This window comes from Thalassovita mediterranea, from assembly GCF_001458435.1.
Classification (GTDB): domain Bacteria; phylum Pseudomonadota; class Alphaproteobacteria; order Rhodobacterales; family Rhodobacteraceae; genus Thalassobius; species Thalassobius mediterraneus.
In genome coordinates, this window is record NZ_CYSF01000019.1 from 29,652 (window position 1) to 51,495 (window position 21,844).

General features: G+C 59.6%; 19 protein-coding genes and 1 pseudogene. 14 read left to right on the top strand and 6 right to left on the bottom strand.

The window, feature by feature from the left end; all coding sequences use genetic code 11:
* Positions 1-57: 57 nt before the first annotated feature.
* Positions 58-651, top strand: a complete 594-nt coding sequence (locus TM5383_RS16085; RefSeq protein ID WP_037911611.1) for a hypothetical protein — start codon at positions 58-60, stop codon at positions 649-651.
* A complete protein-coding gene (locus tag TM5383_RS16090) occupies positions 651-1,307 on the top strand; it encodes a DUF6927 domain-containing protein (RefSeq protein ID WP_058320065.1) in 657 nt (218 codons plus the stop codon). Before TM5383_RS16085 ends, TM5383_RS16090 begins: the two co-directional genes overlap by 1 nt.
* Here TM5383_RS16090 and TM5383_RS16095 read toward each other — a convergent pair.
* Positions 1,304-1,819 carry a hypothetical protein gene (locus tag TM5383_RS16095; RefSeq protein ID WP_231725197.1) on the bottom strand — a complete coding sequence of 172 codons (516 nt, stop codon included), beginning with the start codon at positions 1,817-1,819 and terminating at the stop codon, positions 1,304-1,306. The genes TM5383_RS16090 and TM5383_RS16095 overlap by 4 nt on opposite strands.
* Before the next feature lie 405 nt (positions 1,820-2,224).
* Here TM5383_RS16095 and TM5383_RS16100 point away from each other — a divergent pair, with 405 nt between their 5' ends.
* The 6 genes from TM5383_RS16100 (at position 2,225) to TM5383_RS16125 (ending at position 9,526) form a co-directional block, all read left to right on the top strand.
* The gene (locus TM5383_RS16100; protein ID WP_058320067.1) at positions 2,225-6,487 is read left to right on the top strand and encodes a strawberry notch family protein; all 4,263 of its coding nucleotides are present in this window, start codon (positions 2,225-2,227) and stop codon (positions 6,485-6,487) included.
* 122 nt (positions 6,488-6,609) lie between these two features.
* Positions 6,610-6,996, top strand: coding sequence for a DUF6878 family protein (locus tag TM5383_RS16105; protein ID WP_058320068.1), 387 nt, complete (start codon positions 6,610-6,612; stop codon positions 6,994-6,996).
* Position 6,997: 1 nt separating this feature from the next.
* On the top strand, positions 6,998-7,459 hold the full coding sequence (locus tag TM5383_RS16110; RefSeq protein WP_058320069.1) for a DUF6915 family protein: 462 nt from the start codon (positions 6,998-7,000) through the stop codon (positions 7,457-7,459).
* Positions 7,460-7,559: 100 nt separating this feature from the next.
* Positions 7,560-7,862, top strand: a complete 303-nt coding sequence (locus TM5383_RS16115) for a hypothetical protein (RefSeq protein WP_058320070.1) — start codon at positions 7,560-7,562, stop codon at positions 7,860-7,862.
* 124 nt (positions 7,863-7,986) lie between these two features.
* Positions 7,987-8,715, top strand: coding sequence for a DUF736 family protein (locus tag TM5383_RS16120; protein WP_058320071.1), 729 nt, complete (start codon positions 7,987-7,989; stop codon positions 8,713-8,715).
* A 289-nt stretch (positions 8,716-9,004) separates the two neighbouring features.
* Entirely contained in the window at positions 9,005-9,526 is a 522-nt protein-coding gene (locus TM5383_RS16125) for a winged helix DNA-binding protein (protein ID WP_009810482.1), read from the top strand.
* Here the strand turns inward: TM5383_RS16125 and TM5383_RS16130 are convergent.
* From TM5383_RS16130 to TM5383_RS16140, 3 genes are all read right to left on the bottom strand, one after another.
* Positions 9,523-10,824, bottom strand: coding sequence for a TRAP transporter large permease (locus tag TM5383_RS16130; protein WP_058320072.1), 1,302 nt, complete (start codon positions 10,822-10,824; stop codon positions 9,523-9,525). The two genes, TM5383_RS16125 and TM5383_RS16130, sit on opposite strands and share 4 nt — an antisense overlap.
* Before the next feature lie 2 nt (positions 10,825-10,826).
* Entirely contained in the window at positions 10,827-11,351 is a 525-nt protein-coding gene (locus tag TM5383_RS16135; RefSeq protein WP_058320073.1) for a TRAP transporter small permease, read from the bottom strand.
* Between the two features lie 68 nt (positions 11,352-11,419).
* Positions 11,420-12,379, bottom strand: a complete 960-nt coding sequence (locus TM5383_RS16140; protein ID WP_058320074.1) for a TRAP transporter substrate-binding protein — start codon at positions 12,377-12,379, stop codon at positions 11,420-11,422.
* A 114-nt stretch (positions 12,380-12,493) separates the two neighbouring features.
* Between TM5383_RS16140 and TM5383_RS16145 the strand changes: the two genes are divergently transcribed.
* Together TM5383_RS16145 and TM5383_RS16150 are read left to right on the top strand one after the other, a co-directional pair.
* Positions 12,494-16,096: a hydantoinase B/oxoprolinase family protein gene (locus TM5383_RS16145; protein WP_058320075.1), complete on the top strand. Its 3,603-nt coding sequence runs from the start codon at positions 12,494-12,496 to the stop codon at positions 16,094-16,096.
* Positions 16,093-17,502, top strand: a complete 1,410-nt coding sequence (locus TM5383_RS16150) for a Glu/Leu/Phe/Val family dehydrogenase (protein ID WP_058320076.1) — start codon at positions 16,093-16,095, stop codon at positions 17,500-17,502. The genes TM5383_RS16145 and TM5383_RS16150 overlap by 4 nt, the downstream gene beginning before the upstream one ends.
* A gap of 130 nt (positions 17,503-17,632) precedes the next feature.
* Here TM5383_RS16150 and TM5383_RS16155 read toward each other — a convergent pair whose 3' ends face one another.
* Together TM5383_RS16155 and TM5383_RS16160 are read right to left on the bottom strand one after the other, a co-directional pair.
* Positions 17,633-17,965 carry a hypothetical protein gene (locus TM5383_RS16155; protein WP_058320077.1) on the bottom strand — a complete coding sequence of 111 codons (333 nt, stop codon included), beginning with the start codon at positions 17,963-17,965 and terminating at the stop codon, positions 17,633-17,635.
* Positions 17,965-18,240, bottom strand: coding sequence for a hypothetical protein (locus TM5383_RS16160; RefSeq protein WP_058320112.1), 276 nt, complete (start codon positions 18,238-18,240; stop codon positions 17,965-17,967). The genes TM5383_RS16155 and TM5383_RS16160 overlap by 1 nt, the downstream gene beginning before the upstream one ends.
* A 636-nt stretch (positions 18,241-18,876) precedes the next feature.
* On the opposite strand from TM5383_RS16160, the gene TM5383_RS16165 reads away from it, so the two are divergent.
* The 4 genes and pseudogenes from TM5383_RS16165 (at position 18,877) to TM5383_RS16175 (ending at position 21,797) form a co-directional block, all read left to right on the top strand.
* Positions 18,877-19,806 (top strand): DUF2493 domain-containing protein, encoded by a 930-nt coding sequence (locus tag TM5383_RS16165; RefSeq protein WP_058320078.1) that lies wholly within the window; start codon positions 18,877-18,879, stop codon positions 19,804-19,806.
* Positions 19,807-19,939: 133 nt separating this feature from the next.
* Positions 19,940-20,956 (top strand): nucleotidyltransferase family protein, encoded by a 1,017-nt coding sequence (locus TM5383_RS16170; protein WP_268807786.1) that lies wholly within the window; start codon positions 19,940-19,942, stop codon positions 20,954-20,956.
* A 7-nt stretch (positions 20,957-20,963) separates the two neighbouring features.
* Positions 20,964-21,059, top strand: a pseudogene (locus TM5383_RS17045) (DUF2493 domain-containing protein); the annotation flags it as partial.
* 531 nt (positions 21,060-21,590) lie between these two features.
* Positions 21,591-21,797, top strand: coding sequence for a hypothetical protein (locus TM5383_RS16175; RefSeq protein ID WP_007120662.1), 207 nt, complete (start codon positions 21,591-21,593; stop codon positions 21,795-21,797).
* Positions 21,798-21,844 lie beyond the last annotated feature (47 nt).

The window sequence follows — 21,844 nt, forward strand, 5'->3', positions numbered from 1 at the left end:
GCGCGAGGCATTTCCCGCGCGGGTCGACCCTCCCACACCCAACCGAAAGACATCCCCATGGCTATTCTCAAGTTCTCTGCGTCCGCTGTTGCGGCACAGATCGCCCATGCGCGCGCCTGCAAGACCTTCCTGCCCAACTGGAACGGGCCCGTGGACAGGCCCGCCCTGATCCTGATCGTCGGCAATGGTGTGCATCTGCGCTCAAACGGCATCGATGGCACGACCACCCGTATCGTCACCACCGAACAGGCAGATCCCTCCTTCGCCTTCGCCGACGGCATGAACCCGTTTCGGGATACCGACTGGATGGCGCAGCGCCGCATGGCGTTTCGCGATCTGACCGGCCAGTTCTACACCGACATCCTGGATGACGTGCAGGTGCTCATCGACCGGGGGCGGGGGGCGATCCGGCTCGCCACCGATGGCCACAGCATCCGCGTCTTCGTACGCCGGGCCTCGGATTATCTCATCGGCGGGACCTACGAGGTGCCCTCGGGCCTCGGCGGCACCTTCCGGGTCATCCTCAAGGATGCCTGCGATACCTTCGCGATCGTGCAGAACTGCGGCAATTGCGAGGATTTCGACGCCATGCAGCCCTACCGCGTGCCGCTCGATGCGCTGATGGAAATCGATGACCGGAGGGTTGCCTGATGGGTTGGCTCTTCTACACCGACGGCCGCGTCCAGACCTACGCGGATGAGAAAGCGGAGATTGCTCGGCTGTGCACCTTCGAGGGCGAAAGGCGCAAGACGGAACTGGTCAAAGCCTGCAAGGTGGGTTCGACTTGGTACGCGGCGGCAAAGGTCACAAATATCGACGGCACCCCTGTCGAAGACACGACCTATGTCACCGATGCGGATGGCTCCATCACTTTCGCCGCCGTATTCCTTACCCGATATGATGACGGCTGCTGGGGCTACAAGGACATGGAGGAAAGCGCGGGACCGGTCGAATCCCGCGCGCCACTGAGCCTATTGGCCCTGCTCTCCGACCTGAAAGACCCGGACAGCTACGCCCAGGACTGGCGTCAGCGCTGCCGGAATTGGGCGTCGATTCCGGACTACAAGGAAGGCGACAAGATCAGGCTCGCAGCACCTGTGACACTCACCGATGGCAGCACCTGCCAGATCGTCACCGCGACCCACTACAGGCGGGGTCGGCAAAAGCGCCGCTGTTACCGCATCGAGGAAACCGGTGGGCTCGTACGCCTGTCGAAGGCCTCGCTTGCGGGCTCGGAGCTGCTCAGCTCCGCAAAGGGCGCGGCCAGTCCTGTGCTGGCGGAATTCCTAGCGGGGCGGGACGCTTAGGGGCGCACTGCGAGTAGTGCGCGCACCGTCTCGATTTCCAGCACCCAGTTGCTGGTCGTTTCGTTGCGCCATCTTATGCAGCGGATGATCCGATCAAAATCATCCTGAAGGGTGCGCGGAAAAACAGGCTCATGGTGTGCGATTCTGTTGCGGAGCCTCCTCACGGCTTCAATGTCAGACCTTAATTCAGATCGGCGCTGGCTGGCAGCGACACCACGAGGCGCGTCCGGAAACACTGCGTAGAAATGATCGTCCCACAGTCTGCCTTGGTGCCTGTTTGTCAGCATCTTCTCCCAAAACACGAACTTCAGTTCGGCGACGACCTTTCCGGCAGTGGGTTGCTGTGCTGCGCAACCTTCGAGGTCTCGTTTGGGGCTGTATGCCGGACCGCGCGGGTTCGGTAACGAACGGATGAAGCCTTGTGTCCAAGGCCATGTTCCTCCATGGACAGCTTCGATCGCTTCCACGATCGCGTTTCGCAGCGCAACTTCCAAAACATGGAGTGGAACCATGAACGCGGCTGATACTTGAAGATTCCAGTGGTATAGGTGGAGAGCTCGCGTCCTATCATTGCCGGTTTCGCGCAGATAGGTCGCAAACCTAGGTGCGGATAGGACGTTCGGAAGGTGGTGTTCTTCATCAGCCGTGAACGGTGGATACATTGACAGTAAAGACTTTCGGTGCCATATAGAGTGTGAGCTTTGAGACTGCGGGCACTATGCCTCCCCTCATTGCACAAAGAAAGCAAAAGCCCGTCGCATTGCGGCGGGTTTTTCAGTTTTCTAATCCAACTCCGAAAAACCGTTTGATTGGCCGGTCGGCGATTGGATGCCTCTTGGTCTGAGCTCATCACCCCGAAAAGCGAAAGTGGGCTTTTTGTCCTTTGGAACTCAGACCCTGATCCAAAGGAAACCCCCATGTCCAAGCCCAAACCGGCAAATCCGGCTCTCTCAATCTCCGACACTGACCTCACCTCTGCCCTCGCGCAGATCGGCACGGAGGTCGACCACCAGCCCCTGCGCAGCTCAGCGCTGGCGCGCATCATGCGAGAGACGTTTCATGGCAGCGATGCCGGCGGTGCCTGGGACTGGCGCATGGCATATGACCTGATGCAGGCCGCGGCTGTCCAGGTGCTGCTGCGCGGGGACGCAGCGGTAGGTGACATCGCCGCTGCAAAGCTGCTCGCCTCGCGGCTTCTGACGGAAACGCGCCGGTCAGAGCAGCAGATCCGGCTGCAGCAGTTTTCCACGCCGCTGGCATTCGCGACCATGGCGGTGCGGGCCGCAGCGATCCGCAAGGGCGAGACCGTCCTGGAGCCGTCGGCGGGCACCGGTGCCCTGGCTGCTTTCGCCGCCCGGGCCGGTGCCACGCTTTTGCTCAACGAGATCGACCCCTTTCGCCAAAGCCTATTGCGCGCGGTTTTCGGCGGCGAGGTCACAGGCCATGACGGCGAGCATATCGATGATCTGCTGCAGACGCCGGTTCTACCCGACGTCGTGGTGATGAATCCGCCCTTCGCCTCCTCGGTCGATCGCTCCCGAGACAAGCACATTGCCGCCAAACATCTCATCGCGGCTGCAAAGCGTCTCGCGCCCGGTGGGCGGCTGGTGGCGATCATGCCGCCGGGGTTCACGCCCGAACGCGATGCCGCGCAATGGTCCCGCGCCTGCGGTCTCCTCAGGCCGCGCTTGGCGCTGACGATGCCGGGGCAGGTCTACCGCAAGCTTGGCACCTCTGTCGAAACCCAGCTCATGATCTTCGACAAGGTGCAGGAGGATGGGGAGATGATCCGCGCCATTGTGTGCGATCTGGATGAGGCCCTTCCTTTTGTCGACTCCGTGGCCGCGACCCGGACCGAGATGCGCCACGTACAACAGGCGGCACCGGTTACTACTGCGCGACCGACCGTTGCACCATCTGCCCCGCGCAAGACCGCCGCTGCGCCTGTTGCCGCCTCCAAACCCCGGGCCAATGCCGTCCGTCCGCTCAGCTTCACAAGCTTTGAGACCCCTCGCGACAACACGCCCATCTCGGACATCTATGCGCGCTATCGCCCACAGCGGATCGAGATCGCGGGTGCGCAGGAACATCCCACACCGCTGGTCGAGAGCATCGCCATGGCCTCGGTTGCCCCGCCCATGCCCTCAAATACGGGTCGTGATGACTTGCGCCTGCCCGCACGGTTGGTCGAGGAGGGAGATCTCTCCGAGGCGCAGCTCGAGACCATCATCATGGCGCATGATGCCCATGGGCGCGACCTGCCCGGTCGGTTTACCATCGATGACGACCAGACCAAGCTGACGCGCGCCGATGATGACCCGGATGCACGTGCCTATCGCCTTGGCTATTTCCTCGGCGACGGCACCGGTTGCGGCAAGGGGCGCGAATGCGCGGGGCTCATCCTTGTCAACTGGCTGGCCGGGCGCAGGAAGGCGATCTGGGTCTCCAAATCCGCCACGCTCATCGAGGACGCCATCCGCGACTGGACCGATCTCGGCGGCTCGCCCGCCGACATCCAGCCGGTCTCCAAATGGAAACCGGACCAGTCCATCCCGATGGGCGACGGCATCCTATTTGTCACCTACGCCACGCTGCGGTCCGCGGGCAAATGCGGCACCACGCGATTGAGCCAGATCCTCGCCTGGATGGGCGAAGACTTTGAAGGCGTGCTGGCCTTTGATGAGGCCCATGCCATGCAGAACGCGGCAGGGTCTGAGCAGGGCAGGGGGGTCAAACCCTCCCAGCAGGGCCTTGCTGGCCTGCGGCTGCAACTGGCAACACCCCGCGCTCGCGTCTTCTATATCTCGGCCACGGGCGCCACGAGCGTGCACAACCTGGCCTATGCCGCGCGTCTCGGTCTCTGGGGACAAGGCCCCGAATACCCCTTCCCGAGCCGCGAGGGTTTCGTTTCAGCGATGGAAGCCGGCGGCGTGGCTGCCATGGAGGTGGTCGCGCGTGATCTCAAGACGCTCGGGCTTTACACAGCGCGTGCCCTCAGCTTCGACGGTGTTGAATACGATGTGCTGGAACACGCGCTGACCCCGGCCCAGATCGAGGTCTATGACGCCTACGCTGGAGCGTTTCGCACGATCCACCACAATCTCGAAGCCGCTTTGACAGCCATCGGCGCCAACGACGCCTCGGGAGAGACCAATGCCTCGGCCGCACGCGCCTCGGCCAAGTCCCGCTTCGAGAGCACGAAGCAGCGCTTCTTCAACCATCTCCTGATGGGCATGAAAGCCCCGACCATCATCCGTGCCATCGAGGACGACCTGGCAGCGGGCAACGCCTGCGTCATCCAAGTGGTCTCGACAGGCGAGAGCCTGCTGAAACGCCGGCTTGAGACGATGGATTGCGACGATGAGCTCGTCGAGGGGGCCTTGACGCCGCGCGACTATGTTCTGGGCTACCTCGAACAGGCCTTCCCGATCCATGCGCAAAAGCTCGTGGAAATCGACGGCAACATGGTGGCCGAGCCGCTCCGGGATGAGACCGGTGCGCTGGTGGTCTCGCGGGAGGCGCTCGCCCTGCGCGATGCGGCCATGATGGAGTTGATGACGCTGGCCCCGATCCCCTCGGCGCTCGATCAGATCCTCTGGGCCTTTGGCGACGAGGCTGTCGCCGAGGTCACGGGTCGGTCCATCCGGCCCCTCAAGGCCGCGGACGGCCATCTCTTCATCGAAAAGCGCAGCGCCAGCAGTAATTCATCCGAGACCCAAGCCTTCATGGACGGCGAAAAGGATATCCTGATCTTTTCCGATGCGGGCGGGACGGGCCGATCCTATCATGCGGCGCAAACGGCGAAGAACCAGAAACGGCGGCGGCACTACCTGTTGGAGCCCGGCTGGCGCGCCGATGCGGCCATCCAGGGGTTGGGCCGTACGCATCGCTCGGCCCAGGTCAGCGCGCCTTTCTTCCGGGTCTGCACCTCGGATGTGCATGGCGAAAAGCGTTTCACCTCGACGATCGCCAAGCGCCTCGACCAGCTGGGGGCCTTGACCAAGGGTCAGCGCGAGACCGGCTCGCAAGGCATGTTCCGCGAGGAGGATAATCTCGAAAGCCCGATCGCGCGGGCCGCACTACGTGGGTATTTCGCCGATCTTGCCGCCGGGCGCGCTGAGGCGATGAGCTACGAGAGCTTCACCGACTGGACGGCCCTGCGGCTGATCGACAAGGACGGGGTGCTCCTTGAGGAGCTTCCCCCGATCCAGCGGTTTCTGAACCGGGTTCTGGCCCTGCCCATCCACATGCAGAACGCACTCTTTGCCGAGTTCATGCGCCGGATTGCCGATCAGACGGAACGGGCGCGCGCGGCGGGCACGCTCGATCTCGGCGTGGAAACCCTGCGCGGCGAAAAGATCGAACAGGTATCCACAGAGGATCTCTGGACCTGCCCGAAATCCGGCGCCGTGACGCGGATCATTGGACTTGAAGTCACCGACCCGGTCCATGTGCTTTCGGCGGATGACGCCCTGTCGCGCAATTTCGATAAGCTGCCGATGGTCAACCGCGCGTCGGGTCGCGCGGCGCTCATCTCGGCGCGGCCAATGCAGATGTATGACGAGGACACTGTCACGCTGATGCGCAAGGCGGTGCGGCCAAACGGGTCGAGCTATCTCGAAGAGGCACGGTTTGAGTCCTCGGCTTGGGAAGAGATCGACAGGCCCGAGTTCGCACGTCTTTGGGATGCAGAGGCTGCGTCCTTGCCAAAAACCACCACGACCAAGCTCTACCTGCTGACCGGGCTGCTGCTGCCGATCTGGAAGGATATTCCGACCACCAATGAGCGGATCTACCGTGTCACGCCAGACGGGGCGACGGCCATGATCGGGCGCACGCTCAGTGAGGAAGGCGCAGCCGCGTTGCGTGCCCGCTTCCTCGTCTCCAACCCGCAAACACCGCAAGAGATGCTGACTGCCGCATTGGGCACCACCGCGCCGGTCGATCTTGGCCGGGGGATGACCCTGACCCGTCGCCGGGTCGCAGGCGAGATGCGCCTCGAGCTGGGAGGTGTCGATCGGGGTATGATTGATGGATTGAAAGCGCTTGGCTGCTTCACGGAGATCATCGCTTTCCAGCTACGGGTGTTCCTGCCGCACGGGGACGGGATCGACACGGGAAGAATTCTGGCCCGGATCGTGGGGCAGCGAGCCGCCAGAGCAGCAGAACAAGCCGCCTGAAAAGTCAAAGCGAGCTTCCGGTCGGGCGGCGTGGATCGGGATTTGGCCGATCTGCGCTTTCCGGGCGCGCGCTGATCAATGCCAGGCCCGGCCCCCCCAAATTCAGATAAGAGGACAGACCCATGACCAATCCCCAGATCGACTATGCCGCAATGGCGGCTCAGTGGCGTGCAGAGCGCGAAACCACCTTGAAGGCATCCAGAGTGGAGCTGCTCGCGCAGCTACGTGCGCTTGGCATCAGCGAGGTCGCTGTCGAATATGAAGGCTATGGCGACTCCGGCAATGTCGAGGATGTGACGGTGCAGCCTGCAGAGGTCAACCTGCCGGAGCCGCTTGTCACAGAAGTTGGCGATTTCGCCTGGTCGCTCGCCTATCACCATCACCCGGGGTTCGAGAACAACGAGGTTGGCTACGGCACGCTGACCTGGGACTTGCGCAACGACAGTATCACCTTGGATCACGCGGACCGCTATGTCGAATGCTCGCATAGCTATGACGAGGGGCTGTGAGATGGCCCATCCGCTTCATCATGCTGAAAGCTCTGCCCGGAAATTCGGCGGAGTGCCGTCTGACTATCAGTCCATACATGACTGGTTCGATGCCTCGAAAGAGCACCTCGCGCTCTTCACGCACAGAGCCTTGCGCCACCATGCCCAAGGCCTGTTCGAGGCCGAACGTGTCTTCGGCCTGACCCTGACCAATAGCGCTGGTCGGGACATTCCGGTGCGCTGGATCGGTGAGCAGCATGTGCGTGAAGACTGCCAGGGCCGCATCCCGAGCATGGCGGACTGGCTGCGACGGATCCAGCCCGAGCCATGGATGGCCAATGGCCATATCGACCGGCATGTCGGCGATGAGCCCTGCGGCGACCCAAGGGCCGCTTGGGCCTCCGAGGTTGCCGCCGGACGAACGGTTCTTGGCCTGAAAGATTGGATGGCGGCGCACGCGACGCAAGCCACGCAAAGCGCCTGACAGCTCTCGGCCGTTTGCCAAACAAATGCAGCATGGAAGCCCAGTTGGACGACTGGGCTTCTTGCGTCGTTTCCCCACCATTCTTCGTAAGGAGGACCCCATGACACTCGATGATATCAAGGCCGCTGTCGATGTCGGTCAGACCGTGCATTGGGTCAATATCGGCTACGTTGTCCACAAGGACCGGCTCAGCCAATACCTGATCACCTATGTGCCGAACGGAAGCTGCATCGGCCTGACCGACCGGGGCGGGCACCGGTTGAACGGAAAAGAAACGGAGTTCTTCGTCGCGCAATCGAAGGACGCCGCACAAAATCCGGGCAGCCAATCAAGACCAGACGGGCAGGGGAGGGGCGTAGCACCCGGAGGCGCGGGGGCATTCCCACTCGGACGGCAGCGCTGACCCGTGGGCGGGGCTGAAAGGAAAGCAGGCTTTCTGATTTGTGATCCCTCAAGGGGTCGAGAAAGCAATCCCGGATGCGTTGGCAAGAACGTCAGGCACCGGCCAATCCAAAAGGAACCATCCCATGTTCGCAGGAACCCTTACCCGCAATGTCGAGACCGCAGTCGCTCAGTACACCGGCATGATCCACTCGACGCGCTTTGACATCGCCATCCAGTTGGAGGCGCGAGCCAAGATGTCTGAACGCAGCCCGGATTTTGACGTGACGGCAGTCAACAAATCAGGCCGCAAGGTGCGCATCGGCACGGCCTGGAACGAGACCGGCAATACCAGCGGCAACCCCTACATTTCGATGCAGATCGATGTCGGCTTGGGTCCGTTCCGGGTCAACGCGGTGCAGACGAAAGAGGCGCGCGCGGCCCAGAGCGGCGAATTCGAGATCATCCCGCTGGTCTCGAACGGCCTGATGAAATCCGGCTCGATCTCGGGCGAGCTCACCGCTATGGACGCCGACAACGCCTTCACCGGCTACATCGCCAACATGATGTTCGATCTGGAGTTCATGCTGATCGAGAACAGCTATAAATCCGAGGAGACCCACCCCGATTACCGGATCGAGGTCAGCTCGCCCCGGGGCACACCGATCCGCGTCGGCTCGGCCTGGATGGCGAAAAGCAGCCGCACGGGCAATGACTACCTGTCGCTGCTGATCAACACGCCCGATGGCGACCTGCGCGTGAACGCCGTGCAGAACGAAGAACAGCGCGGTGGGCAGACCTTCTCGATCATCCCGTTCATCGACAGCGGTGAGCAGCCGCAGGACGCAGGCGCGGGGCTGTCGTTGGTCGCGTGATCAGCGCGTGGGATTAGACTATCCGCACCTAAAGGGGAGCCGTGGGATCACGGTTTCCCCTTTTTCTGTACTGGTGTTGTTGAATGAACCCGCCGTACATTGCTGACGTTCGTGTCGCCCGCAGCTAATGCATCCGAAGAGCCCAATGTCACAGATGCTGCAGTGTGCTCGAACGTCCACTTTTCACTCTGAACGTTTCTGTGATCCGATCATTTCTTAAAAGATAAATTGAATTCCCCAAGTGCAAAACATACGTTAAACACCGGTAAAACGTTGAGGAAGTGTAAGTATGAGCGAGCATGACATCCCAAAGCGACGGATCGTTTCTTCCCGCCATTTGGCGGACGGGGCGAACTGGGAATCCTCCGAGATCGAATATGGCATGATTATCGCCTACAATGCTTTTTCACGATGGATGACACGTTGCATGTCAGCGGCGGGTAATACCGATCTGACACCGTTGGAAATCCTTGTCTTGCACAACACCAATCATCGCGGTCGCGATAAACGGCTGACTGACATTTGTTTTCTGCTGAACATCGAGGACACGCATACCGTGAATTATGCTTTGCGTAAGCTGATGAAGATGGAGCTCCTCGTGTCGGAAAAGCGCGGGAAGGAAGTCTTCTACAGTGCCTCACCCACGGGGGAGGAATTGTGCGAAGCCTACCGTGAGGTGCGGGAACGCTGTTTCTTGGATGGGCTTTCGCGGTTGGATATGACGGGCGAAGAAATGCGCGAGATCGCAGCGAGCATGCGCGCCCTGTCCGGCCAATATGATCAAGCCAGCAGGGCGGCAGCGTCGCTTTAACTTGCCATGTAGGTCGGCAGGAACGTCACGATCTGCGGGAACAGACAGATCAGGAGAACGCCCAACAAGAGCAACAGAAAGAACGGGAACGCCGCTTTGGCGATCCTGAGGATGTCGATACCTGTCAGCCCTTGAATGACGAACAAGTTGAAACCAACGGGGGGCGTGATCTGGCTCATCTCGACGACGATCACAAGATAGATGCCGAACCAGATCGGGTCGATCCCCACGGCGCTCACCATCGGCATGATGATCGACGTTGTCAGCACGATGACCGAAATCCCATCCAGAAAACATCCAAGGATGATGAAGAAGATCGTCAAAGCCACAAGCAAGGCAGGGATCGATAGGTCCATGTCAGATATCCAAGCGGCAAGGTTTCGCGGCAGACCCGTGAATCCCATAGAAACTGACAAGAACGCCGCACCAAGTAGGATCAGGGCAATCATACAGGATGTGCGGGTGGCGGACATGACCGCTTCGCCAAACAATTTCCAGCTAAACGCGCCAGAGGTCCACGCAAGGATCGTGGCCAATACAACCCCCAGTGCTGCCGCATCCGTCGGAGAGGCAAGGCCCCCGTAGATCGACCCGATGACCCCCCCAATCAAAAGTGCGACAGGGATCAACCTGCGCGAGGCGCGGAACTTTTCACGAAAGCTAAACGTCTCATCGATTGCGGGGATCAGATCAGGGTTCATCCAGGCACGCACCGCAACATAGCTTGCGAACAGTGTCATCAGCATGATGCCGGGAATAATCGCGGCGATAAACAAGCGGGCGATAGACTGCTCGGTTGCGACGCCGTAAACGATCAGGATGATCGAGGGCGGAATAAGAAGGCCAAGCGTGGCTGATCCGGCAAGCGTGCCCAAAATCAGGCTTTCGGGGTAACCGCGTTTGGTTAGCTCTGGCACCGACATCCGGCCAATGGTGGCTGCCGTCGCCGCTGATGAGCCTGACACCGCCGCAAAGATCGCACAGCCAAAGACGTTGACGTGCAGCAAGCGGCCCGGTGCGCGGCTCAGCCATGGAACAAGGCCAGTGAACATATCATCGCTCATCCGGGACCTGAGGAGGATTTCCCCCATCAAGATAAACAGCGGCAAAGCCGTCAACGCCCATGAGTGCGAGTGTCCCCAAAACGTCGAGGCCAAGACCAACCCCGACGGCGCGTTCGAGAAAAACACAAGGCCTGCAAGGCCAACAAGGGAAAGCGAAACGGCAACCCAAACTCCGCTGGCAAGCAGGGCCATCAGAAGCCCAAGAAGGACAAGGCCAATCATTGGATCCGACATGATTACACCTCCCCCGGGCTGGACAGGATCGGCGCGCGCGCCGCAAGTAGGTCAAACAAGGTATGAACAACGGCCACCAGCAACAGCCCGATTCCAAAGGCTGCGACACCTTGCGGTATCCACAAAGGCACAGGAATAATCCCGTTTGACACGTCTCCGTAATGGACGCTTTCGACGACAAGTGCGCCCATGAAGTAGGTCGCATATCCTATCAAACCGGTGGCGGCGATGAGTACGAAAAATTCGGCGACAAATTGAGCCGCCTTCGGCAGTCGTGACACCACTAGGTTAACCCGAATGTGTCCGCCTGCGCGCAGGGTATGGGCCATCGCCAGGAACGTGGCCCCGGCCAGCATAAAGCCGGAGAAATCAGCGTAGGATGGAATGGTTGACGGCAAGACACCCGGGGCAAAGCGGCCGAATGCATTCAGGCAAATCTGGGCAGAGATCAGTAGGCAGATGCATAAGATCAGCCCCCCCGCGATCATGCCGCATACGTCATATAGTTTTTGGAGTAAGCGAGACATCGCAAAGCCGTCCTTATAAGAAGAAAATTGGCCGACAGTTTACATGCCGTCGGCCAATTCAGGGAGGGTTAGTTGTTATAGGCGTTCAGCACGGCGCGCGCGCTGTCTGATGCGGCGGCATCCCATGTGCCAAGCATCGTCTCGCCAATGCCCTGCAAGCCTTCGATCAACGTCGCGCTTGGTTCGTAAACGGTGATGCCGTTTTCCGCGAGTGCGGCTGTCATGCTTTCGGCCTCGGCTGCGGACATTTCCCAACCACGGGTTTCGGCGGCTTCGGCAGCAGCCAGAACTGCGGCCTGCGTGTCAGCATCCAAGCCATCAAACATGCGCTGGTTGATGACCACGATGTTTTTCGGCACCCAAGCGTTGATCGCCGTGTAGTGGGTCACAAAATCCCATGCGGTTGAGTTCACACCAGTCGAAGGCGACGTGATCATTGCCTCAACCTGACCTGTCGCAAAGGCCTGCGGGATGTTGGACGCCTCAATCTGGACGGGTGCGGCACCGACCAGCGTAGCAAATTCTTCCAACGCGGCGTTATAAGCGCGGAAGCGCAGGCCGTTCAGATCATCGACGGTGGCGATTTCACCGTTTGTATAAAGGCCCTGCGCTGGCCACGGCACAGAAAATAGCGGGATCAAACCCTGTTCGGCCAACAGCTCGGTAATGACGGGCTCTTGGGCGGCCCAAAGGCGCGCTGCATCTTCATAGCTGGTTGCAACGAACGGCTGGCTGTCTACGCCGAACGCCAAGTCCTCGTTCGACAGACGCGACAAAAAGAATTCGCCTAATGGTACAGAGCGATTGCGCACCGCCCCTTTTATTTCCGCGTGCGGGAACAAGGACCCCGCAGAGTGCAGCGTGATATCCAGCGCACCGTCTGTTGCGGCACGAACGTCATCGGCAAACTGGGCAATGTTCTGGGTGTGGAATGTACTGTCGCCGTACGGTGTTGGCATGTCCCAGCTTTGCGCATGGGCGGCTGTCGCACAAACAAGCGCTGCTGCGCCAAGAATGAAGTGTTTCATGGTGTCTCTCCCTGTCAAGACAAAAATGGTACGAATTATTTCGAGTCCATTACGTTGACAATTTGTCAGCGTTATATCCATAAAGCAACAACAAATTGATTCTGGGAGAGCGATGTGGATCAGGCGGATAATAAGAAATGGCAGTTTTGGGTCGACCGTGGCGGCACCTTTACCGATATCGTCGCACGAAAGCCCGATGGCACGCTACAGACCCACAAGCTTTTGTCCGAGAATCCCGAGGTTTATCCCGACGCTGCCGTGCACGGCATCAAGTCACTCCTTGGTGTCGCCCCCGGTGAAGACCTCCCTCCCGGTCAAATTGCGGCACTGAAGATGGGCACGACCGTTGCGACCAACGCTTTGTTGGAACGCAAGGGCGAGCGCACTGTTTTGCTGATCACCAAAGGCTTGCGAGATTTGTTACGCATCGGCTATCAGAACCGTCCTGATCTTTTTGCGCTGAACATCAAACTGCCGGAACTGCTCTATGAAGACGCAATTGAGATCGACGAGCGGGTCGCAGCCGACGGGAAAATCATCACAGCACTTGATACAACAAGCGCACGCGAAGCACTGTCGCGCGCCTACGGGAAAGGTTACCGCTCTGTCGCGATCGCGCTGATGCATGGGTATAAATACACTGATCATGAGGTGCGATTGGGCGAGATGGCGCGGCAGTCGGGCTTTACGCAGGTCTCTCTCAGCCATGAGGCTAGCCCGTTAATCAAGCTGGTGTCGCGCGGTGATACCGCTGTGGTGGATGCCTACCTATCCCCCATTTTACGTCGCTACATCGAACAAGTTGCGTCGGCTTTGAATGCCAAAGACGGCGGCTGTGACAGTCTAATGTTCATGCAATCCAACGGAGGCTTGACCGACGCAGAGCGGTTTCAGGGCAAGGATGCGATCCTATCCGGCCCTGCAGGTGGCGTTGTCGGCATGGTGCGCACCGCCGCCGATCTTGGGTTTGATCGCCTGATTGGGTTCGACATGGGCGGAACATCAACAGATGTTTGCCACTATGCGGGTGAATTTGAGCGCTCGTTCGAGACCGAAGTGGCAGGTGTGCGGATGCGCGCACCAATGATGTCGATTCATACGGTCGCTGCGGGTGGCGGATCAATCCTTTCTTACCGAGACGGGCGTATGCAAGTTGGCCCCGAAAGCGCAGGCGCCAACCCTGGCCCCGCCGCATACCGTCGCGGCGGTCCTTTGACGGTGACCGATTGCAACGTGTTGCTGGGTAAACTGCAACCGAGCCAGTTCCCGTCTGTGTTTGGCCCGGACGCGGATCAACCGCTGGACGCAGATGTCGTGCGTGAAAGGTTCACTGCCCTAAAACAAGACATTGGCACCGACAAATCCATCGAAGACATCGCCGAAGGGTTTTTGCGCATTGCGGTCGAGAACATGGCCAATGCGATCAAACAGATCAGCGTGCAACGTGGCTATGACGTGACCCAATACACCATGAATTGCTTTGGTGGCGCGGGTGGCCAACACGCCTGTCTCGTCGCGGACACTTTGGGGATGGAAAGCATCTTTATCCATCCATTTGCAGGCGTTCTGTCCGCATTCGGAATGGGATTGGCGGACGTCAGATCAATCCATGAGCACCAATTTGCCAAACCCATTGGCGAGACGACACAGGCGGAAATTAAACTAGGTGAACTCATTGAAGCCGCCCAAGCGGAAGTGCGGTCCCAGGGCATTGCTGACACAGATATCTCAACGGTCGTCGCCGCGCATATCCGGACCGATGGCGCGCATCAGACGCTAGAAGTGCCCTTTGGCACACCGAGCGAGATGACCGAAAGATTTAACAAAGCGCATAAAACCCGCTTTGGCTTCGTACCCGAAAACGCGACGCTGATTATTGACCTTCTGACAGCGGAAGCGATTGGCTCGACCGGTGAAACGGTGACGTTGTCCGATACAACGCACAGTGATGAAGACGGCAAAACCGCGCAAATGTATGTGAATGGGACGTGGACGGATGTGCCCTTGGTCGATCGCGCGGGCCTTGCGGCTGGGGACACCGTCACTGGCCCCGCGATTTTGACAGAACCCACAGGCACCAATATCATCGAGGACGGTTGGCATGCTGAGTGTGCTGCGGGCGGTAACCTTGTACTGCGCCGCATCGTGCCGCTGGATCGGGTTGAGGCCATTGGCACCACCGTTGATCCGGTCATGCTTGAGGTGTTCAACAACCTTTACATGTCCATTGCCGAACAGATGGGCGCGACCCTCGCGAACACTGCTTTTTCAGTGAACATCAAAGAACGCTTGGATTTCTCTTGTGCGATTTTCGACCATCACGGTGATCTGGTCGCCAACGCGCCGCATGTGCCGGTGCACCTGGGATCAATGTCAGGCAGCGTTCGGTCGATCCTTCATCAAAACGCGGGCAAAATCCGCCCCGGCGATGTGTTCATGATGAACAACCCGTTTAATGGCGGCACCCACTTGCCGGATGTGACGGTCATCACCCCGGTTTTTGATGCTGCTGGCAAAAATATCATCTACACGGTCGCCTCGCGCGGGCATCACGCTGACATTGGAGGCACTACGCCCGGCTCCGCACCTCCAGACAGCCGCCATATCGACGAAGAAGGCGTATTGATCGACAATTTCTTGCTGGTCAAACAAGGCGTCCTGCAAGAGGCGCAAACCCGCGACCTGTTATCGTCTGCCAAATACCCATGCCGCAATGTGGATCAGAACATGGCCGATCTGGCCGCGCAAATTGCCGCCAACGCGACGGGCGAGCGGGAATTACAGAAAATTACCCGCCAGTTCGGTTTGGACGTTGTGCATGCCTATATGGGCCACGTGCAAGACAACGCCGAAGAAAGCGTGCGCCGTGTTTTGGATGTGCTGCATGATTGCGATTTCACCTATCCACTGGACAGCGGTGCGCAGATCAAAGTGAAGATCTCGGTAGACAAAAAAGCACGCACTGCTGACATTGATTTTACGGGTACGTCCAAACAAGACGACCATAACTACAATGCACCTTTGTCCATCTGTCGCGCCGTGGTTTTGTATGTCTTCCGCACGCTCGTCGGGGCCAACATCCCCATGAACGAAGGCTGCATGAAACCCCTGCATCTTACGGTTCCTTCAGGGTCAATGATCAACCCTGATGCGCCTGCTGCCGTGATTTCGGGCAATACGGAAGTTAGCCAAGCCATTGCCGACACGCTTTATGGCGCGCTTGGTGTCGTTGCGGGCAGCCAAGGGACGATGAACAACTTCGTCTATGGAAATGACGACGTCCAAAACTATGAAACGATTTGCGGCGGCACTGGTGCGGGCGACGGATTTGATGGTGCCAGTGCCGTGCATAGCCACATGACCAACACCCGCATGACGGACCCCGAAGTTCTGGAAACGCGTTTTCCCGTGCGCGTGGAGGAATTTTCGATCCGGCGCGGGTCTGGTGGTAATGGCGCGTTCAAAGGCGGTGACGGCATCATCCGCAAATTGCGGTTTATGGAACCGATGACTGTCACGACCCTCACATCACATCGCAAAACTGCGCCGCACGGGGCATCAGGCGGGGCACCCGGCGCTACGGGCGAAAACTCTGTCGTTCGTGCGGATGGAACTCAGATCGCAATGCAGGGCAATGATGTCGCGCAGATGGATGTCGGTGATGTTTTTGTCCTCAAATCCCCCGGCGGTGGTGGTTATGGAAAGGCAAAATCATGAGCGCGGGGTTCCTGTCTGACGTAGAGGCGATGTACGACCGCGCAGCCGTAAATGTGGATATGCCAGACGGCTTTTCTGATAAAATCAAGGCCTGCAATGCAACCTATGTCACCCGTTTTGGTGTACGTCTGCGTGGGCGGATGTTCACCTTTCGCGGATGGCGTGCCACGCATTCCACCCATAACGGCCCTGCGAAGGGCGGGATCAGATACGCGCCCAACGTTGATCAAGATGAGGTCGAAGCACTGGCCGCGCTGATGAGTTATAAATGCGCCTTGCTGAACCTGCCTTTTGGCGGATCAAAGGGCGCGTTGGAAATCACGCCATCCGATTGGGAACCGTTCGAGCTTGAGAAAATCACCCGCCGCTTCGCGCAAGAGCTTATGCGTCACGGATTTTTGGCCTCTGCCACCAATGTTCCGGCCCCTGACGTTGGCACCAACCAGCAAATGATGATGTGGATTGCCGATGAATATCGCCGCTACAAACCCGATGATATCAACGGCATGGGATGTGTCACCGGCAAACCGGTCGAAGGTGGCGGGATCGCAGGACGAACGGAAGCCACAGGGCGCGGTGTGCAATACGCGATCCATGCGTTCTTTCAGTCTGAAAGGGACCGACATGCTGCAGGATTCGAGAGCGACAAATTGGAGGGGCAGCGCGTTGTCATACAGGGGTTGGGAAACGTCGGCAGCCACGCCGCGCAGTTTCTAAGCGATGACGACGAATGCAAGATTATCGCCGTGATTGAACATGACGGTGTGGTTCGCAACGCCGATGGTTTGGACATCGCAGCCCTCAAGGCGCATCAAATCGCGACGGGAAGCATCATGGGATTTGATGGCGGAATATCTGACGGAAACGGCGCTGCGGCCTTGGAAGATGCCTGCGATATCTTGATCCCTGCGGCCTTGGAAAGCGTCATTCACGCAGACAACGCTGCAAGAATACAGGCGCGGCTGGTGGTGGAAGCTGCGAACGGCCCCGTCACATATGCGGCTGATGAAATCCTTAGACAACGCGGCATCACGATCATACCCGATATGTTGGCCAACGCGGGTGGCGTGGTCGTCAGTTATTTTGAATGGGTCAAAAACATTACTCACATGCCCTTTGGTTTAATGGAGCGTCGCCAAACCGACCGTGAGCATCGCATTCTCGCCCACTCCATGGAGAAAATGACAGGGCAATCTTTCCCATCAGAACATAAGGGCGAATTTCTGGCCGAACGCGGTGAGATCGACCTTGTACGGTCTGGTTTGGCAGAGATGATGCATCAGGCGTTTGACGAAGTGTCAGCACATGCGCACCAGAGCCGGGAGGGTGCAGTGACATTACGAGACGCTGCTTATGAAATTGCCATCAAGCGCATTTCCGGAGCGTACCAAGCAATTGGCCTCTAAGTTTGATAAAATCAAACCGGACATTGGCGCAACCGCAGCGAAAGCTCACTTTGTCCCGCATCCTACCAGTTCGCGCACGGCGCAGCGAAGGTTCAGTCTACAACTTTTCCGCCACTCCTTGGCTCTAAGGCTAATCAGCGAACACCTGTCTCGCTGACGCCAGTCGCATCCAATCCCGACCGCCGAACGCGACAAGAGCGAGATAAATCTGCCCGGCGTCTACATCCGGTTTGAATACCATGGTCAGTCGCTTACCGGCGCCGCCGTGGCGCACGAGCCACCCATCCAGTTTGCCGTTCAGCCGGACGCCTGAATTTGGATTTGAGGCAATCGATTCCAAAAGGGCGTCTACTTCATCCAGGCGACGGGTCGCGGTTGCAACGTCACCATCGGTCACCTCAACAATATGATCAACGATACCGATAAGGTCCCGTTCAAAGAACGGATGCCTAATAAATTGCATCAGGTCTTTTTGGCCATCGCGGCAAGATGGGCCCGTGCGCTGGCCGTGAGGTCGGACGCTTCGCCGACGGGTTCCCATTGGTCGAGTGGAAGAAACAGGCGGCGCTCCAATTCTGCCTCTAGCAAAGTTCGTTCGCGATCTCGCTCTGTCTTGGCCTTCGCCAATTCACCCGAAACTGCGGCGCTCACATTCGGATACTCGCCTGCTTCGACCAGTTCCCTTGCGAAGGTGTAGGCGGTGTCGGTGAAACTGACGGATTGCTTTTGAACGCTCATGGCAAATTCCTCGGTGCTCCAATATACTACCAAGTATTGCTGTACCTGGCAAGCCGGGCAGGCCGACCACGAGAAATGCGTCAGCAGCGTTCCAGCCTTCCGGCCTCCCCTGCTCGGCTTCGCGTGTCGCAGGGGAGAACGGCCCTTCGGTCCGTCGCGCATTCGGCCATGCGGCCTCACCGCGGCGTCGCACCTGGCATCCCGGTTTGCCCGCCTCGCGAGCACGTCCCTCCCCGGCCGCTCCGCCGGATTGCGCTCTGGTCTGTTTTGCTTGAGCGCAAAACGATCCCGCCACTCCATCCGTCTCCCGCGTCCGGTCGGGCCGTTTGCCTGCTCGGGTCGGGCAAACCTACCGTCAAAACACACACACATGAGCGTGGAAGCATATCCTCCGGATGGCCCCCAAATCAGCCCGCGTCAAGGATCGCAAAACTTTTCGGTGAGGGCGGGGCCTGTGGCGTGGGGCGGTCCCGTACGTGATGGCGCGCATGTGTCAGTTGCTGCACGCGGAAAACTTTTGCGCCCGGCAAGCCGGCGGCTGCGCCGTCCCTGACCCGGGCAGATTCGGAAACCAGGCATTCGGCCATGCCCCCACACTCACGTGGTGGCCTTGGAACCGAACACTGGAGACCAGACATGGCTTACGACAATGCGAACACCTACGAGACCATCGAGCTTTTCGGACTGACCGAGAAGGACGCGCAGCTGCCGATCCCTGAGGATCACATCCTGACCGACCACATCATCCGCGAGAGCTTCGAGGCTTTGCTCGGGCAGCTGCGCGGGACCGGGCTTGAAGCAGAGATCGAACCGCTGGCCCATGGGCTCGTGACGATCCTGCAGCGCCGCAAGGTGGCACTTGGCAAGGAGGTCGACCGCACCGCCGACAAGATCGGCGCGCTGGCAAAGTCCCGCGATGGATCAGAGATCGCTGAGACCGTTATTGAGGAGGCGCAAGCGCGCTTTCTGCAGTTGCGCGAGATTGTCGGCGCCATCGAGGTGATGAGCGAGGCTGCGGCTGAATGTTACGAGATCGAGACGGGCCACGCCTTCATCCCGGCAGCGGGCTCGCGGGCGAGCGTCCGGGCGCAAGAGACCGGGGCGGTCTTCGAGGCCCGGCAGCTCCTCGAGCAGCACGACCGCGAGACTGCTGAGAAGTTGAAAGTCGAGGGGGTGCCCCTGATCGTCTCAGGCGCCACCGACTGGACCGATATCGGCGTGATCTTCAACACGCTCGACAAGGTTCGCAAACGGATCAAGCAGAACCGCAACCAGGAGATCTTCCTCTGCCATAAGGGTGGTAAGCATGGGGCGGAGATGATTGCGGCTCGGTGGGCCCGGGCACGCGGGATCGCACAGGCGCGCTTCGATCCGCGCTGGTCCGCGCATGGGCGGGCGGCACCGTTCAAGTGCAACGACGAAATGCTGGACGACAAGTTCGCGGCGACGGGGGTTGTCCTCTTCGGCGGCAACGGGGTCGCGCTGAACCTCGGGCAGAAGGCGGAAGCGAAAGGCCTGACGGTCATGCGGGTTGCTGACCCGGCGAAGAAGACTGCCGAGACATGAATTAAGAGGGTCGCCTTCGGGCGGCCCTTTCGTCGTTCCTCATGGGCGTGGTGGTGCCCTTTTGTCCTTTTGCCTAGCAATTTACTATTTTGATAGGTATATGCGTGCCAAGCAAAACTTGGAAATGATTGGCATGACCCCACTTAGCAGCATCGCGATGAGCGCCTATACCGATCTGGTACGACTTTTGAAGGACGACGCTTTGTCCGGTGTCGAAGGCAAGCCGACGCTCAAGGAGCGCGGCGACAAGGCCTATTGGTATGCGGCGCGGCGCGTCGGAACCGAGATGCGCTTCATCTATATCGGCGAAGACAGTGACGAGACGCGTGCACGAATCGACCGGATCGAAGAGCTGCGCGCGACCGCCAAGAATCGGCAGGCGGAACGGTCGAGGCTTGTTCGGCTCTTGCGCGCGGAAGGCATGACGCCCACCGACCGGGCAACAGGGTCCATCCTGTCGGCGATGGCGGCAGCCGGGACTTTCCGTTTGGGTGGCACCATTGTCGGAACTAATGCCTTTCGCCTCTATGAAGGTGAGCTTGGTATCTGTCTGCCAATTGGCGGTATGGCCAACACTGGCGATATCGACATCGCCCAGTTCGAGAAGCTAAGTGTGGCGCTCCAGGATCAGGTCGATCCGGGTCTCGCCGAGACCTTCTCGGCGCTCAAATTTGATCCCTTACCAGCCCTTGACCATGGCCGGACCTGGCGATGGGCCCAGGGCGGGAGTGGCCAGTTGGTCGAGTTTCTCACACCGGCCTTCGGAGATGAGACCATCCGTGATCTGCCAGCATTGGGCGTGAACGCCCAAGGATTGAACTATCTCAACTTCCTGATTGCTGAGCCGATCCATGCTGCGGCGATCTATCGATCCGGCATACTCGTGCAGGTCCCTCGTCCAGAGCACTATGCGATTCACAAACTGATCATCGCGGATCGGCGGCGGGACGGGGCAGGCAGCCTCAAATCTGCGAAGGACCGCGAGCAGGCGGCCTTCTTGATAGAGGCGATGGCTGAGGACCGACCTGATGATCTGGCCCGCGCCTATGCCGCCGCGCTGGAGGTTGGACCGCGCTGGCGAGAGCGCATCGGCAACTCGCTGAAGCGGATGTCTGAGACGAAACTAATCCTCGACGGGTTGGGAGTGTGATTGCCGCAATGGGGTTCCCCTGAAACTCGGGCAGAAGGCGGAAGCGAAAGGCTTGACGGTCATGCGGGTTGCGGACCCGGCGAAGAAGGCGTCGGAGGATTGAAGAGAGGGGGTCGCGCTTGGCGCGGCCCTTTCGTCATGTCTCATGGCGCGTGCGATCGGTCACGCGTGATCGGCAGTCTGCGGCGGCCAGCACCGTTGTCCCTCTACCAAGTCCGTCAGAGTGCGGCCCATCCGCATCGGTACGGGTTGGGGATGGTGCGCACCTCACGCACATCGTCAGCATCGCAAGACACGAAGGCTCGAAACGTCGCACTTGAGGCTAAAGACTTGCGCGTCCCTCGGGTGGTGTTTCGGAATATCGCATCCACGCGGGCGGGCTCCGTCAGCACCCCGGCCAGGCTCGGCGGGACGCGGATGGTGGCGGCTGCGTGATGGCAAGGGTCATCCGGATCACTCCTTTTTGCTCATAGATGTGGATCGCACGGGGTCGGCCCCTTCGTGCCCTGCGCTTGCGCTCCGGCAAGCACAAATACGGCTTCCACGGCTAGCCGCGGACCCTCCGCATTTGCGCTTGCGACCGGGCCTCTTGCCCCGTGCGGGGTGATCCCCATCGCAACAAGGAGTAACCCCAATGACCAACCACTACGTCGCCACCGTCCCCGTCAAGTTCACCGACACCGATGGCCAGGAGCGCACCCGTTTTCAGCGCGTGGGTGCGATGTTCCGCAACACCCGCAACGGGGACGGCTCGGAGTTCTTCAGCCTCAAGCTCGACTTCCCGGTCGCGGTCTCGGAGTTGGTGATGTTCCCGCCGAGCGCAAAGGACCCCCAGGACTAAATCCTGTGACGAGGATGGGCCGCCCCAGGACGATCTTGGGGCGGCCT

What these genes read in the sequence shown, in the direction of transcription:
- TM5383_RS16085 (WP_037911611.1), top strand. Translation starts at nt 58, where the DNA reads ATGGCTATTCTCAAGTTCTCTGCGTCCGCTGTTGCGGCACAGATCGCC.
- TM5383_RS16090 (WP_058320065.1), top strand. Translation starts at nt 651, where the DNA reads ATGGGTTGGCTCTTCTACACCGACGGCCGCGTCCAGACCTACGCGGAT.
- TM5383_RS16095 (WP_231725197.1), bottom strand. Translation starts at nt 1,819, where the DNA reads ATGGTTCCACTCCATGTTTTGGAAGTTGCGCTGCGAAACGCGATCGTG.
- TM5383_RS16100 (WP_058320067.1), top strand. Translation starts at nt 2,225, where the DNA reads ATGTCCAAGCCCAAACCGGCAAATCCGGCTCTCTCAATCTCCGACACT.
- TM5383_RS16105 (WP_058320068.1), top strand. Translation starts at nt 6,610, where the DNA reads ATGACCAATCCCCAGATCGACTATGCCGCAATGGCGGCTCAGTGGCGT.
- TM5383_RS16110 (WP_058320069.1), top strand. Translation starts at nt 6,998, where the DNA reads ATGGCCCATCCGCTTCATCATGCTGAAAGCTCTGCCCGGAAATTCGGC.
- TM5383_RS16115 (WP_058320070.1), top strand. Translation starts at nt 7,560, where the DNA reads ATGACACTCGATGATATCAAGGCCGCTGTCGATGTCGGTCAGACCGTG.
- TM5383_RS16120 (WP_058320071.1), top strand. Translation starts at nt 7,987, where the DNA reads ATGTTCGCAGGAACCCTTACCCGCAATGTCGAGACCGCAGTCGCTCAG.
- TM5383_RS16125 (WP_009810482.1), top strand. Translation starts at nt 9,005, where the DNA reads ATGAGCGAGCATGACATCCCAAAGCGACGGATCGTTTCTTCCCGCCAT.
- TM5383_RS16130 (WP_058320072.1), bottom strand. Translation starts at nt 10,824, where the DNA reads ATGTCGGATCCAATGATTGGCCTTGTCCTTCTTGGGCTTCTGATGGCC.
- TM5383_RS16135 (WP_058320073.1), bottom strand. Translation starts at nt 11,351, where the DNA reads ATGTCTCGCTTACTCCAAAAACTATATGACGTATGCGGCATGATCGCG.
- TM5383_RS16140 (WP_058320074.1), bottom strand. Translation starts at nt 12,379, where the DNA reads ATGAAACACTTCATTCTTGGCGCAGCAGCGCTTGTTTGTGCGACAGCC.
- TM5383_RS16150 (WP_058320076.1), top strand. Translation starts at nt 16,093, where the DNA reads ATGAGCGCGGGGTTCCTGTCTGACGTAGAGGCGATGTACGACCGCGCA.
- TM5383_RS16155 (WP_058320077.1), bottom strand. Translation starts at nt 17,965, where the DNA reads ATGCAATTTATTAGGCATCCGTTCTTTGAACGGGACCTTATCGGTATC.
- TM5383_RS16160 (WP_058320112.1), bottom strand. Translation starts at nt 18,240, where the DNA reads ATGAGCGTTCAAAAGCAATCCGTCAGTTTCACCGACACCGCCTACACC.
- TM5383_RS16165 (WP_058320078.1), top strand. Translation starts at nt 18,877, where the DNA reads ATGGCTTACGACAATGCGAACACCTACGAGACCATCGAGCTTTTCGGA.
- TM5383_RS16170 (WP_268807786.1), top strand. Translation starts at nt 19,940, where the DNA reads ATGACCCCACTTAGCAGCATCGCGATGAGCGCCTATACCGATCTGGTA.
- TM5383_RS16175 (WP_007120662.1), top strand. Translation starts at nt 21,591, where the DNA reads ATGACCAACCACTACGTCGCCACCGTCCCCGTCAAGTTCACCGACACC.